At 73.0% G+C, this 13320-nt stretch carries 18 protein-coding genes; 13 read left to right on the plus strand and 5 right to left on the minus strand.

Annotated elements, in window-relative coordinates; genetic code table 11:
* Together CWIS_RS03480 and CWIS_RS03485 are read right to left on the minus strand one after the other, a co-directional pair.
* A partial coding sequence (locus CWIS_RS03480) for a DEAD/DEAH box helicase (protein ID WP_048341855.1) occupies positions 1-1753 on the minus strand: 1753 nt, incomplete at its 3' end.
* A 287-nt stretch (positions 1754-2040) separates the two neighbouring features.
* Positions 2041-2451, minus strand: coding sequence for a CoA-binding protein (locus tag CWIS_RS03485; protein WP_082156183.1), 411 nt, complete (start codon positions 2449-2451; stop codon positions 2041-2043).
* Between the two features lie 111 nt (positions 2452-2562).
* Between CWIS_RS03485 and CWIS_RS03490 the strand changes: the two genes are divergently transcribed.
* From CWIS_RS03490 to CWIS_RS03525, 8 genes are all read left to right on the plus strand, one after another.
* Entirely contained in the window at positions 2563-3234 is a 672-nt protein-coding gene (locus tag CWIS_RS03490; RefSeq protein WP_048341857.1) for a CDP-alcohol phosphatidyltransferase family protein, read from the plus strand.
* A complete protein-coding gene (locus CWIS_RS03495) occupies positions 3231-4322 on the plus strand; it encodes a DUF881 domain-containing protein (RefSeq protein ID WP_053071519.1) in 1092 nt (363 codons plus the stop codon). Before CWIS_RS03490 ends, CWIS_RS03495 begins: the two co-directional genes overlap by 4 nt.
* Positions 4319-4651, plus strand: coding sequence for a small basic family protein (locus CWIS_RS03500; protein ID WP_048341858.1), 333 nt, complete (start codon positions 4319-4321; stop codon positions 4649-4651). Before CWIS_RS03495 ends, CWIS_RS03500 begins: the two co-directional genes overlap by 4 nt.
* A 2-nt stretch (positions 4652-4653) precedes the next feature.
* Entirely contained in the window at positions 4654-6021 is a 1368-nt protein-coding gene (locus tag CWIS_RS17405; protein ID WP_053071520.1) for a DUF881 domain-containing protein, read from the plus strand.
* 111 nt (positions 6022-6132) lie between these two features.
* Entirely contained in the window at positions 6133-6606 is a 474-nt protein-coding gene (locus CWIS_RS03510; protein ID WP_369796467.1) for an FHA domain-containing protein, read from the plus strand.
* A 22-nt stretch (positions 6607-6628) separates the two neighbouring features.
* Complete coding sequence (locus tag CWIS_RS03515) at positions 6629-7405, plus strand: MerR family transcriptional regulator (protein ID WP_053071521.1); 777 nt, start codon at positions 6629-6631, stop codon at positions 7403-7405.
* Positions 7406-7498: 93 nt separating this feature from the next.
* Positions 7499-7990, plus strand: a complete 492-nt coding sequence (locus CWIS_RS03520) for a bifunctional nuclease family protein (RefSeq protein WP_048341860.1) — start codon at positions 7499-7501, stop codon at positions 7988-7990.
* A 169-nt stretch (positions 7991-8159) separates the two neighbouring features.
* Complete coding sequence (locus CWIS_RS03525; RefSeq protein ID WP_048341861.1) at positions 8160-8747, plus strand: MerR family transcriptional regulator; 588 nt, start codon at positions 8160-8162, stop codon at positions 8745-8747.
* A 76-nt stretch (positions 8748-8823) separates the two neighbouring features.
* Here CWIS_RS03525 and CWIS_RS03530 read toward each other — a convergent pair whose 3' ends face one another.
* Positions 8824-9588, minus strand: coding sequence for a ParA family protein (locus CWIS_RS03530; protein ID WP_048341862.1), 765 nt, complete (start codon positions 9586-9588; stop codon positions 8824-8826).
* Between the two features lie 125 nt (positions 9589-9713).
* On the opposite strand from CWIS_RS03530, the gene CWIS_RS03535 reads away from it, so the two are divergent.
* The 4 genes from CWIS_RS03535 to CWIS_RS03545 are packed head-to-tail and all read left to right on the plus strand — an operon-like array spanning position 9714 to position 11428.
* The gene (locus tag CWIS_RS03535) at positions 9714-10373 is read left to right on the plus strand and encodes an MBL fold metallo-hydrolase (protein WP_048341863.1); all 660 of its coding nucleotides are present in this window, start codon (positions 9714-9716) and stop codon (positions 10371-10373) included.
* Positions 10370-10525 carry a hypothetical protein gene (locus CWIS_RS18585; RefSeq protein ID WP_170210845.1) on the plus strand — a complete coding sequence of 52 codons (156 nt, stop codon included), beginning with the start codon at positions 10370-10372 and terminating at the stop codon, positions 10523-10525. The genes CWIS_RS03535 and CWIS_RS18585 overlap by 4 nt, the downstream gene beginning before the upstream one ends.
* 28 nt (positions 10526-10553) lie before the next feature.
* The gene (locus CWIS_RS03540; protein WP_048341883.1) at positions 10554-11048 is read left to right on the plus strand and encodes a GNAT family N-acetyltransferase; all 495 of its coding nucleotides are present in this window, start codon (positions 10554-10556) and stop codon (positions 11046-11048) included.
* A gap of 26 nt (positions 11049-11074) precedes the next feature.
* Positions 11075-11428 carry a VOC family protein gene (locus tag CWIS_RS03545; RefSeq protein WP_048341864.1) on the plus strand — a complete coding sequence of 118 codons (354 nt, stop codon included), beginning with the start codon at positions 11075-11077 and terminating at the stop codon, positions 11426-11428.
* Positions 11429-11537: 109 nt separating this feature from the next.
* On the opposite strand, the gene CWIS_RS03550 is transcribed toward CWIS_RS03545, so the two are convergent.
* Positions 11538-11792 (minus strand): helix-turn-helix transcriptional regulator, encoded by a 255-nt coding sequence (locus tag CWIS_RS03550; protein WP_048341865.1) that lies wholly within the window; start codon positions 11790-11792, stop codon positions 11538-11540.
* The gene (locus CWIS_RS03555; protein WP_048341866.1) at positions 11789-12508 is read right to left on the minus strand and encodes a DUF2975 domain-containing protein; all 720 of its coding nucleotides are present in this window, start codon (positions 12506-12508) and stop codon (positions 11789-11791) included. The genes CWIS_RS03550 and CWIS_RS03555 overlap by 4 nt, the downstream gene beginning before the upstream one ends.
* Positions 12509-12728: 220 nt before the next feature.
* Between CWIS_RS03555 and CWIS_RS03560 the strand changes: the two genes are divergently transcribed.
* On the plus strand, positions 12729-13250 hold the full coding sequence (locus CWIS_RS03560) for an ASCH domain-containing protein (RefSeq protein ID WP_048341884.1): 522 nt from the start codon (positions 12729-12731) through the stop codon (positions 13248-13250).
* The last annotated feature ends 70 nt before the right edge of the window (positions 13251-13320 follow it).

Genomic DNA, 13320 nt, shown 5'->3' on the forward strand with positions numbered 1-13320 from the left:
CGTGGCCCGGGCGCGGGCCCGAGTCGAGGCGGATCCGCAGCGGACGCCCGGCGACGCGCGCACGCGAGAGCCGGTCGACGACCTCGGGGGACAGGCCCCCGGGGATGTCGACGAGCGAGAAGCTCGCGAAGATGTCGATCTTGCCGACGTCGGCGCCCGTCAGACCGCCCTCACCCGTCAGCGCACCGACGAGCGCGCCCGGCTGCAGGCCGTCACGGTGACCGACCGCGACGCGCCAGCGCGGCGGGCCGCCGGCGATGTGGGTGTTGGTGCGCCGGCGCTCGTGGCCGCCCTGGCCGTCGCGCAGGTGGGCACCGGTCCGCGCGGGCCGCTCGGGCGTCAGCGCCGCCCGGGAGAGCGCGTCGTCCAGGTCGTCGGTCGAACCCGGTCCCTCGTCGCCGACGGCCAGCGCCAGCACGGTGGCCAGGAGCTCACGGACGTCGACGGAGTCGTCGGCGGCCAGGTGCGCGTTCACGGCGTCGCGGTACACCGAGAGCCGCCCGGCCTCGATGCGCTGCGGCACGCGCTCGAGCAGCGACCGGACCTTGTGGGCGCTCACCTCGGCGGGCGACGGGATCGTCACCTGCTCGAGGCTGGTGCGCGTCGTGCGCTCGATGACGCGCAGCCGCGACTGCTCCGACGGCGTGACGAACGTCAGCGCCACGCCGTCGCGACCGGCGCGGCCCGTGCGGCCGATGCGGTGCACGTAGGTCTCGGGCTCGCGCGGGACGTCGAAGTTCACGACGAGCCCGATCCGCTCGACGTCCAGGCCACGCGCCGCGACGTCGGTGGCGACGAGCACGTCGAGCGCACCCCCGCGCAGGCGCTCCACGATCTTCTCGCGGTCGCCCTGGGCGACGTCGCCGGAGATGAACGCGGCCGAGATGCCGCGCTCGACGAGCGCGCTGCCGAGCTCCTCGGCGGCGCCGCGCGTGCGGACGAACACGATCGCCGCGTCGGCCGGGCTGACCGCGAGGACCCGCGCCAGCGCGCCGGCCTTGTGGCGATGGGGGACCACGGCGTACGTCTGCTGGACCGTCGTGACGGTCGAGGACTGACGCGCGACCGTGACCTCGACCGGGTTGACCATGTGCTCGTCGGCGACGCGGCGGATGGGTGCGGGCATCGTGGCGGAGAAGAGCGCGACCTGACGCTTGCGGGGCGCACGCTCGAGGATCTTGTCGACGTCCTCGGCGAAGCCCATGCGGAGCATCTCGTCGGCCTCGTCGAGCACCATGAAGCGCACCTGGTCGAGCTTGAGGGAGCCCCGCTCGAGGTGGTCGATCACGCGGCCGGGGGTCCCGACGACGACCTGCGCGCCCCGCTGCAGCGTGCGCTGCTGCGGCAGGAACGGCGAGCCGCCGTACACGGGGACGACGGTGATGCCGGGCAGGTGCCGGGCGAAGGACGCGATCGCGTCGGAGACCTGCATCGCGAGCTCGCGCGTCGGGGCCAGGACGATGGCCTGGACCGCACGGAGCTCGGGGTCGACCGCGGCGAGCAGGGGGAGGCCGAACGCCGCGGTCTTGCCGGTGCCCGTCTGGGCGACGCCCAGCAGGTCGCGGCCGTCCAGCAGCGCCGGCACCGCGCGCTCCTGGATCGCCGAGGGCGTGGTGAAGCCGAGGTCGGCCACCGCGCGCCGCAGCGCGTCGGGCAGACCGAGGTGGTCGAAGGTCAGGGCGGGCGCCTCGGCGGGCGTCTCGGAGGTCGTGGGGGCGTGCGAGGGCGCAGTGGTGCCCGTGGGCAGCGACATGTGGGGCCGTTCCGGTCGAGGGAGGACTGAACCGGCGCCCGGGTGGCGCACGGCTGTCGCAGCCCCGACACAGGGCACCGAGAACCGGTGCCACTCGCACACGAGACGCCCGCTCCACCGGTTCACCGGCGGCGGGCGTCATCACCTTGCTCACATCTGGGGGACGCGACGAACTCCGCGATCGAACCGATCCTACCGGCCAGGGCCGCGTCTGGCACAGAAGCGGCGGGACCGCCCCGCGTGAGTTCGGGCACAGCGTCCGCTCGCCGCCCGGTCGCAGCGGGCGGTCACAGCCCGCGCGCGGGCCCCTCGATCGCGGGGCACGCGTTCATGACGACGTCGAGCCCCGCGGCCGCGGCACGTGCCGCGGCGTCCTCGTCGATCACGTCGAGCTGCAGCCAGACGGCGCGCGCGCCGCGCGCGACCGCCTCGTCGACGACCGCGCCAGCCAGGCGGGAGTTCACGAAGACGTCGACGACGTCGACCTCGCCAGGCACGTCGGCGAGGGTCGCGTACCCCTGCGCGCCGTGCACGGCCTCGGCATCGGGGTGCACGGGCACGATCGTCTGACCGATCCGCTGCAGGTACGCCGCCACTCCGTGCGCGGCACGCGAGGTGTTGTTCGACAGCCCGACGACCGCCCATCGCCCGGGAGTGCGCAGGAGCCGGTCGACGACCGCGGGATCGTTGGTGTGCACGTCGTCAGCCTCGCACGGTCGCCTCACGTCCGCGCGGTACGTCCGTGCACGTCACACGGGCCGCATAGGATCGGCGCGCAGAACGACGAGTCGACGGGAGAGTGCGCGGGAGTGACCGAGCAGGCGCAGCAGCCAGTCCGTGGCGACCACCAGCCGCCGGTCAGCACGCGCATCCTGACGGTGCCGAACGCGATCAGCTTCGTCCGGCTCCTGCTGGTCCCGGTCTTCGCGGTGCTCATCGCGACCGGTCAGGACGGGTGGGCGGTGCTCGTGCTCGGCGTCTCCGGCGCGAGCGACTGGCTCGACGGCGTGCTCGCCCGGCGGCTCGGCCAGGTCACGCGTCTGGGACAGCTGCTCGACCCGGCGGCGGACCGGCTGTTCATCGCCGTCACGCTCGTCGGCCTCGTGTGGCGGGGTGTCGTCCCGCTGTGGTTGCTCGTCGTGATCCTCGCGCGTGAGGTCGTGCTGGGCGTGATGCTCATCGTCCTCGGCCGCGCCGGGTTCCCCCCGCCGCAGGTCCACCTGGCCGGCAAGGCCGGCACGTTCGCGCTGCTCTACGCGTTCCCGCTGCTGCTGATCGCCGCGTGGGAGTCGTGGGTCGGCACGGTCGCGGAGGTCGCCGGCTGGGCGTTCGCGTTGTGGGGTGTGGGCCTCTACTGGTTCGCCGGTGCGCTGTACCTCCTGCAGGCACGGCGCCTCCTGCGCGGCCGCGACGCCACGAGTCCCGCACCCGGGTCCCGAGGGCCCGACGCGGGCGACGAGCCGGGCGGAGCCCCCGCATGACGACGCGGCACTCGACGCCGGACACCGAGCCGCGTCGGCCCGACGCCTCGATGACGCTCCTCAACGAGGTCTACAGCACGTCTCTCGACGAGGGGTACACGCTCGTCGCCCAGCGCCGGGCCTCGGGGCAGGCGGTGCCCCCCGGTGCGCGGCGTCGAGGGCTGACCCTGCTCGTCGCCGTCGCGGTGGGTCTGGCCTGCTCGGCGGCGGCGATCGCGCTGCACCAGCCCACCGCGGCCGCGCAGCAGGCGCGCGAGCTGCTCGAGTCGAGCATCGGCGAGCGCAACGACGAGGCCGTCGCCCTGCAGGACGAGGCCGCTGAGCTCAGCGCGCACATCGCCGCGCTCCAGTCCGCGCTCGTCGGCTCCGGCAGCACACAGCTGCAGCAGCTGGCCGCGGCGGGCGCGGTGGAGGCCGGTCAGACGGCCGTGAGCGGGCCCGGTCTGCGGGTCGAGCTGTCCGACGCGCCGACCGCGGAGACCGACGCGTCCGACGACGACTCACGTGTCCAGGACGTCGACCTGCAGATCGTCGTGAACGGGCTGTGGGCGGCGGGTGCGGAGGCCGTCGCGATCAACGACCAGCGGATCACGGCGACCACGGCGATCCGCAGCGCGGGCAGTGCCGTGCTCGTGGACCTCGTGCCGCTGTCCGGGCCCTACCGGGTCGAGGCGCTCGGGAACCCCGTCACGCTGCAGACCGGGCTCGCGCAGGGCACGGCCGGGCAGCTCCTGGCGGCGCTGAGCTCCAACTACGGCATCGGCGTCGACATCTCACGGCAGGACGCGCTCGCGCTGCCCGGCGTCGGGCAGGTGACGCTCCGGCACGCGAGCGTCCCGGACGCCCAGCTGCCCGATGCGCTGCAGCCCACGCCCGAGGCGCCCCCCACCGATCCGACCACCACGTCCACGCAGAACCGCTCGCCGTTCAGCCAGGTCGGCGCGGCACCGTCGAACGCGGCCGTCCCGATCGCCGCCACCGGATCGGCGGTTTCGTCGGCTGCCGCACGTGTGGCAGTGTCGGCGCAGCACGCGTCCACGGCCCGCTCGCCCGGGACCGCGGCGAAGTCAGGGGAGGACCGCCAGTGATCGCCGTCATCGGGCTCGTCGTCGGCGTGGTCGCCGGTCTGGTCCTGCAGCCGACCGTGCCCGCCGAGCTGCAGCCGTACCTGCCGATCGCGGTCGTCGCGGCGCTGGACGCGATCTTCGGCGGCGTGCGCGCGATGCTCGACGGCATCTTCGACGACCGTGTCTTCCTCATCTCGTTCCTGTCGAACGTGATCGTCGCGGCGCTCATCGTCTTCCTCGGCGACCAGCTCGGGGTCGGCAGCCAGCTGTCGACCGCCGTCGTCGTGGTCCTCGGGATCCGCATCTTCTCGAACGCCGCGTCGATCCGACGGCACCTGTTCAAGGCCTGACGATGACCGACGACCGCGACTCGACCCCCGACGAGCACGGCACCGGTCTGCCTGTCGGGGACCTCGACGACGCGTCCGACGGCGTCCACGACGACGACGCCGCTCGGGAAGGCGCCGCTCGGGATGACACCGCTGGGCCGGACGGCGCTCGAGACGACACGGTCCGGGACGACGCCGCGCAGGACGAGGACGACGGTGAGGCGGGCTCCGTCGACGTCGACGTGACGCCCGACGACGACGCGACGTCCGACGAGGAGATCCCCCCGGACAGCGATGCGGAGGGGCCCGGTGAGGCTGCCCTCGCGGACGCGGGACCGCTCGTGCCCCAGATCTTCGTGCCCGTCGACGACGAAGGAGCTGGCGCGGACGGCACGCGTCGAGACGATGAGCGGGACGCCGACGACGTCCGGATGGACGACGACGCCTGGAACGACGCGATGAGCCGCTCGGTCGACCCGGTCGCGCACGAGCTGGACGTCGAGACGCGCGCGATCGCGCTGGTCGCCCTCGGCGAGCCCCGCCCGGAGACCGCGTCGGAAGCGGAGCCCGGTGCGCGCGCGGTCGACGACGACCCCGGTTCGGCCGACGAGCCCACCGAGGGCGACGACGCGACGGGGGAGGGCGACGCCCCCGCCACGAGCGGTGAGCAGAGCGGCTGGGCGCTGCTCGCTCGTGCCATGGCGCCCCGGGCGAACCGCTCCCAGCTGATCGCCGGCGTGCTGTGCGCGCTGCTGGGGTTCGCGCTCGTCGTGCAGGTGCGGCAGAACGACGAGAGCGCACTCTCCGGCCTGCGCCAGTCCGAGCTCGTGCGCATCCTCGACGAGACGACCGAGCGTGGTGACCAGCTGCGGCGCGAGGTCGCCGAGCTGCGCGGCGAGCGGGACGACCTCGAGTCGGGCTCCGACCGGCACGCGGCCGCGATCGACTCGCTGCGCCGCAGCGCGATCACGCAGGGCATCCTGTCGGGTCGTCTGCCCGCCCAGGGCCCGGGTGTCCAGGTGACCCTGCTCGACCCCGACGACGGCCTGCAGCCCGTGACGATGCTCAACATGCTCGAAGAGCTGCGCAACGCCGGTGCGGAGGCGATCCAGCTCAACGACCAGCGGGTGACGGCCAGCTCGTCGTTCACCGGTGCGCGCGGCCGCGTGCTGCTGGACGGGGTCGAGCTGCGCGCGCCGTACGTGTGGCTCGCGATCGGTGACCCGTCGACGCTCTCGATCGCCCTGCAGATCCCGGGCGGCGCGATGGCGACGGTCCGCGGTACGGGCGCCACCGGCACGGTCGACGAACGGGACGAGGTCTCGATCACCGCGCTGCGCCGGCTGCCCGACCCGAGCTACGCGACCCCCGCGCCACCCGATGGCAGCTGAGGCGCGACACGCGGCGTGCGGTGACCCGGACAGAGGGCTGCGCGGACGCCAGGCGTTGCATAGGGTGGTGCGATCGGCGCACGCCCTGACGAAGGGTCGACGGACGATCCGATGACGGACACAGGAGGCCACATGCCCGACGACGAGCGGACCTCTCGCGCCGCCGGCCCCGAGACCACGGTCAACTTCGGTCACGTCGGACCCGTCGAGATCGAGCAGGGCGCGCCGGTCGGGCTGACGTCTGACGAGTCGGCTGCGGTGCATGCCCTGCCTGCCACGTCGGCACTTCTCGTCATGCAGCGTGGGCCGAGCGCCGGTGCCCGGTTCCTGCTCGACGCGGACCGCACGGTCGCCGGGCGGTCGACGCAGGCGGACATCTTCCTCGACGACGTCACGGTCTCGCGCAAGCACGCGGAGTTCGTCCGCGAGGGGACGCAGTTCGTCGTGCGGGACATCGGCTCCCTGAACGGGACCTACGTGAACCGGCAGCGGATCGACGACGCGACGCTGCGTGCGGGCGACGAGGTGCAGATCGGCAAGTACCGGATGACGTTCCACCCGAGCCCGCACCGCGAGGACGCATGACGCGGTCGATCGGCGGCCGAGCATGAGCGCGGCGCCGCACTCGCGCGCCCGGCGACTACCGCAGGACGTGCCCGTCACGCAGGACGACGCCGAGCACGAGCCCTGGCCTCGGGGCATCTCGCGCCGCGCGAGCATGCGCATCTCCGACGTGCTCGCCGCCTTGCAGCTCGAGTTCCCTGCGGTCACGCCGTCCAAGCTGCGCTTCCTCGAGGAGCAGGGGCTCGTGGAGCCCGTCCGCACGCCGTCCGGGTACCGCCAGTACTCGCCGGCCGACGTGGAGCGGCTGCGGTTCGTGCTCCGGCAGCAGCGTGACCGCTACATGCCCCTGAAGGTGATCGGTGACCGCCTCGCCGCGCTGGACGCGGGCGAGGAGGACGAGCCCACTCCCCGGGCGCGCCTCGCCACCGCCGACGGTGTGCTGCAGCGCCCGGACACCCGGGTCTCGGCCGACGCGCTCGCGTCCGACGCGGGCGTCGAGCCCGCCCTCGTCACCGAGCTGGTCGAGGCCGGTGTCCTGACGCCCAGCCCTGGCGGCGGGTTCGAGCCTTGGGCGCGCGAGATCGTCGTGACGGCGGCGGCGCTGTCCGAGCACGGCATCGACGTCCGCCACCTGCGTCAGTTCCGCACCGCGGCCGAGCGCCAGGCGGACCTGGTCGAGCAGGCGGTCGCCCCGTGGCGCGGGCAGCGCAACGCCTCGTCGCGGGCCCGTGCGGCCACGATGGCGGCCGAGCTCGGTGAGCTCTGCGCGCGCATGCACACCGCGCTGGTGCGCTCGTCGGTCGCCGACCTCCTGCCCTGAGCGACCTGTCCCCGGGGGTCGCCGTCCGGTCCGGTCGGCGGGGCTCACGTCGCGTCGGGCGCAGATCGGGGGCGGTGGACGTAGCGTGGACTCGTGGACCCTGAGCTCGTCGTCGTCGAGGTGGTCGGAGTGCGTCGGCACCCGACCGTGGACGAGAACGTCGTGCTCCTGCTGGACCCCGACTCCGAGCTCGTCGTGCCGATCCTCGTGGGTCCGCACGAGGCCGGGGCGATCGCGGCGGCGCAGGCCGGCGTGGTCCCGCCCCGTCCGATGACGCACGACCTGCTGCGTGACCTCGTCCTCGCCGAGGGCGACGAGGTCCGGCGCGCGGCGATCACGCGGCTCGAGGACGGCGTGTTCTACGCCGAGCTGCAGCTCGGGAACGGCGCGCGGGTCGACTCACGTGCCTCCGACGCGATCGCGGTCGCGCTACGGTTCGGTATCCCGGTGCTGTGCTCCGCGGAGGTGGTCGCGGTCGCCGGCGTCGAGGTGCAGCACGGCGATCCCGACGACGCGGTGGAGAAGTTCCGCGAGTTCCTCGACCGGGTGACCCCCGAGGACTTCGAGCAGGGTGACGGTCCATAGCGGCTTGGTCACGCGGCGCGCGCACTAACCTTCACTCTCAGGTTGAAGTTCAGACACGCCGACCGCGACACGCCCCGCGCGTCGTTGCGTCGGGGCACCCACGTGCCTAGCGTTACCTCAGGCGCGGTCGGGCGAGTGCACGGCTCATGCGCAACGAGTGGAGGAAAGCGTGGCCAACGAGAACGCGGAGAACGTCCCAGGCGTCCCGCAGCGCGCGCAGGGCCTCCTGTTCGACGACGACTTGCCCGACCTGGACACTGCGACGGGCTATCGCGGCCCCACCGCGTGCCGCGCCGCGGGCATCACCTACCGCCAGCTCGACTACTGGGCACGGACAGGGCTCGTCGAGCCGTCGATCCGGCCCGCCACCGGCTCGGGCACGCAGCGCCTGTACGCCTTCCGCGACATCCTCGTGCTCAAGGTCGTCAAGCGACTGCTCGACACGGGAGTCTCGCTGCAGCAGATCCGGACCGCGGTCAGCCACCTGCGCGAGCGCGGCGTCGACGACCTCGCGCAGATCACGCTGATGTCGGACGGCGCCTCGGTCTACGAGTGCACGTCGGCCGACGAGGTCATCGACCTGGTGCAGGGTGGCCAGGGCGTGTTCGGCATCGCCGTCGGTCGCGTGTGGCGCGAGGTCGAGGGCAGCCTCGCCGAGCTGCCGACCGAGCGCGCCGAGGACGAGGTCGAGGCACCCGCGGGGGAGAACCCGCACGACGAGCTCGCGCTGCGTCGCCGCGCACGCACCGCCGGCTGACTGACCGGCTCACGTCGTCCGAGACCGTCCGGAGCGCATGTCGCACCGGACGGTCTCGTCGTCTGCGGAGGTTCTCTCAGCGGCGGGGTGCACGCAGCGCGCGCTCGAGCAATGCCTCGAAGATGCCCGAGAGCTCGGCCGCGGCCGCCCCGGGCCACGCGTGCACGGGCTGGGCCGCGCCCTGGGCCTGCTGCAGCGCGGCCCTCTCCGGCACCGAGGGTGTGAGCAGGAGCGGGCCGTACAGGTTGCCGAGCTCCTCGAGACGGTAGGCCTGCTCGAGCGAGCGCGCCCGCACGCGGTTGACCGTGATCCCGAGCGGCTGGAGCGACGGCGCGGGGCCGCGCCGCAGCTCGTCGATCGTGCGCATCGCACGGCCGACGGCCATGACGGCGAACAGGCCGGGCTCGGTCACGACCATCGCGCGATCGCACGCGGTCAGCCCCGTGCGCGTGAGCGACCCGAGCGACGGGGGGCAGTCGACGAGCACGAGGTCGTAGTCGTGCACCCAGGACAGCGCGAACCGCAGCCGATCGAGGTCGTCGTCGCCGAGCCGGTCGTGCCGCGCGTTGCGCTCCGAGCCCACGAGGACGTCGAGGCCGCTCTCCGCCCAGGTGCTCGCGACCGTGGCCGAGGCCACGCTCTCGGCGCTCGGCGCGTCGAGCACGTCGGAGATGTCGCCCTCGTCCGGGCGCGCGCCGAGCGACATGGTGACGTCGCCCTGGGGGTCCATGTCGACGACGAGGGTCCGCAGGCCACGTTCGAGGGCCGCGGAGGCCAGGCCGAGGGTCACGGACGTCTTGCCGACGCCACCTTTGAGGCTGCACACACCGAGCACGAGCACCGGGCAACCGTATCTGGTGCGATGCGCCGCGCGCGCCAGCACCCGGCCGGGGAGCGCGGGACAGACCATGACGAAGCGGGGCGTGGCGACGTGCGTCGACCCTGGTGAGAGCGGAGACTGACCGCATGACTGCGCGCCTGACCCGATGGGGCCACTCCTGCGTCCGGATCGACGAGGGAGACCGCCACCTGGTGATCGACCCCGGGACCCTGTCCGACGTCGAGTCGGCGCTCGACGGAGCGGGCGCCATCCTTGTCACGCACGAGCACGCCGACCACCTCGCGGTCGAACGCGTCGCGCAGGTCGTCGCCGGTGGCATCCCGCTGTGGGGACCGCCGGCGGCGCTCGCACTGGTGCGGGCCGCGGGTGCTCCCGAGTCTTCTCTGCATGCTGTTGCTGCGGGTGACCGTTTCCACGCCGCGGGGTTCGAGGTGCGCGCGCTGGGGGAGTGGCACGCGATCGTCCACCCCGACATCCCGCGCATCGCGAACGTCGCGTACCTCGTGGCCGGCGTGCTGCACCCGGGCGACGCCCACGTGCAGACCTCCGACGAGCCCGACGTGCTGCTGCTCCCGGTGTCGGGGCCGTGGCTGCTGCTCTCGGAGGCGATCGACCGCGCGCGTGACGTCGGGGCGCGGCGCATCGTCCCGTTCCACGACGGCATGCTGAACGAGAACGGCCTGGCGCTCGTCCACGGGCTCGTCGGGCGCCTCGTCCGCGGCTCCGAGCTCGTCGTGCTGGCGCCGGGGGAGTCGATCGACCTGACCTACGAGGAGGCTTCATGAGCGAGGCGCACGGATCCGAGCCCGACGTGGGTCGCACCGACGAGGTGCCCCTGCTGGAGGTCGACGAGACGATCCCGCCCCGGCCGGAGGAGGAGATCGCCGACGTCGCGCGCTCGCAACCTGACCCGCTGGGGCATGGCGGTGCCAGGTGAGACCCCTGCTGTACGGCATCCTGTGAACGTGCAGATCTCCCTGGCAACTGAAGACGACTGGGCACGCGTGCGCGACATCCGTCTGCGCGCACTCCGCGAGGATGCCTTCGCCTTCGGGTCGTCACTCGAGCGCGAGGAGCGCTTCAAGGAGAAGCACTGGCGCATGCGCGTGCGCACCGTGCCGACCTGGCTCGCGGCCGCGGACGACGGCGAGGTGCTCGGCCTCGTCTCGATGCTCCAGGAGCCCGGCTCGCCCACGGACGACCGGCACGTCATCAGCCTGTGGGTCGCCCCCGAGGCGCGGCGACGCGGAGTCGGCTGGGCGCTGCTCGACGCGATCCGTCAGGCGGCGATCGCGGACGGTGCACGCACCGTGTCGCTGTGGCTCGTCGACGGCAACAACGCGGCGGGGGACCTGTACGTCCGCGCGGGCTTCACCCGCACCGGCGAGCGCATGAAGCTGCCGCGTGACCCTGACATCACCGAGGAGCGCTACGTCCTCAAGCTGCCGCGCCACCGCTGAGCGCCGCACCCTGGCAGACTGCCGCCATGGAACGCGTGCAGGGGATCGGCGGGTACTTCATCCGGGCCACCGACCCTGTCGGCCTGACCGCGTGGTATCGCGAGTGCCTCGGGCTGGACGTCGACGAGAACGGGCTGTGGCTCCCCGATGCGGGGCCGACGGTCTTCGCGGCGTTCGACCCCGAGACGGACTACTTCGGCTCACGTGACCAGCGCACCATGCTGAACTTCCGTGTCCGCGACCTCGACGCCATGCTCGACCAGCTGCGGGACAAGGGTGCGGACGTCTCGGCGCAGATCCAGGACATGCCCGGTGTCGGGCGGTTCGGCTGGGTCACCGACCCGGAGGGCAACCGCATCGAGCTGTGGCAGCCCGCCTGACCGACGAGCGCGCACAGCCCTCGCGCACGCTGGTTCCGAGGTAGGGCGACTCCCGATCGACCGTAGGCCTCCCACACGTTCTGACATAATGTACATTATCGGCGTTAGTTCAGTGCGGGCCTGGACCCGTGTAGACGAGCAGGTCACCGGGTTGGCAGTCGAGCTCGCGGCAGATCGCCGCGAGCGTCGAGAAGCGCACCGCGCGCGCTCGGCCGTTCTTCAGCACCGAGAGGTTCGCGAGCGTGATGTCGACGCGCTTGGCGAGCTCGGTCAGCGTCAGGCCGCGCGCCTCGAGGAGCTCGTCGAGACGGACCTCGATGAGACTGGGCTCGTCCTCGGCGGCACGCTCCTCGTGGCGCTTCATACCAGGCCCTCGACATCGCGCTGCATGCGGATCCCCAGCCGCAGCATCTCGGCGCCCGCAGCGATCGTCAGCCCGAGCACCAACGGAGTGAACGACACCGTCCAGTCCACGTCGACGTAGCCGGCGAGCCGCGGGCTCGTCAGCACGCCGATGCGGCCCCATGCCGTGGCGACCTCGGCGATCATCCCGCCGACGCCCAGCACCGCGGCGATCTGGTAAGTGCGCGTGAGGTTAGCGGCGTCGAACAGCCTTCCACGGCGGAGGTCGCGGACGATCCGGATCGCCAGGGCCAGCGCAGCGGCGACCACCACTCCGGACAGCAGCGGAGCGCCGGCCACTGCGACCATCTGTCGGAAGGTCATCGGGCTCCAGACGGAGATGTCCGTCCGGTTCGGGAGCGTCGCCTCGACGTACTCGCCGCGCTCGAACGGGCCGCCGACCATCATCCCCGGCCCGAAGGCCGGGAGGTCGTCGCCCAGGGTCTCGAAGGCGCGCTCCCACACCGCGTCCGACACGTCCGCCGTCACCGACGGCGTCGTGCCCCAGTACGGACCCTCGCCGATGCCGAGCATCGCGTCTCCCGCGAGCGGGCGTGCCACGTTGGTGACCAGCACGACGGTCAGGAGCGCCCACAGCAGGCCCTCGAGCACGACGACCGAGACCCGGGCCGCCAGCGCCTGCCGCTCCCGCGCGTCCGTCGCCCCACTGCTGAGCACGCTCGTCCCCCGCCTTCGAGTTATCGTTCTTCGATGTATCGACAAACGATAAGGCAGGCCCTCGCGATGTCAAGCCCCGGTGGCCCGCAGCGCCGAGTGGCCGGATCGTTCCAACCCGATCCGACGCATCGAACATCCGTTCGATGCGTCGGCTGAGCGCGTCGACTCCCCGGCTTCTCGACATTTGGTCAGCGGGTGGACTCGAGGGCAGGCTGTGCCCGTGACTGACGAGACGGCCTCCGCGACTCTCCCGATCGTCGACCGCGAGGCGGCCGACGCGTTCTGGGCCGGGTACGCGGCCGTCTTCCCGCATGCCGCCGCCACGGGCGGTGAGTACACGGTCGAGTACTTCGGCGACTCCCCCCGGCTGGCCGACGAGCTGCTGCGTGCCGTGACGCACGGACCCAAGCGCGCCACGGCCGAGCTCGTGCAGGAGTTCGCTGCGCGCGGCGAGCCGTTGCCACGGATCGGCGGGCACTGGGTCGCGTGCGACGGGGCCGGCAGGCCGTCGGTGATCCTGCGGAGCACCGACCTGCGGATCGCCACGTTCGACCAGGTGGACGCGGAGTTCGCCCACGCCGAGGGCGAGGACGACCGCACGCTCGAGAGCTGGCGGCGCGAGCACCGGAAGTACTGGACCCGGACCTGCGCCGCGCGCGGGGCGACGTGGTCAGAGCAGGACGAGATCGTCTGCGAGCGGTTCACCGTCGTATGGCCACCCGAGCTGGCCGACCGGCCTTAGGCGACGTCGCCGAGCAGGACGCGCGCGCACGGCTCCCACGCGCACGGCTCGTCGACGCGCCGTGCGCGCG

It is taken from the genome of Cellulomonas sp. A375-1 (assembly GCF_001040865.1).
In the GTDB taxonomy this organism is placed as follows: Bacteria; Actinomycetota; Actinomycetes; order Actinomycetales; family Cellulomonadaceae; genus Cellulomonas; species Cellulomonas gelida.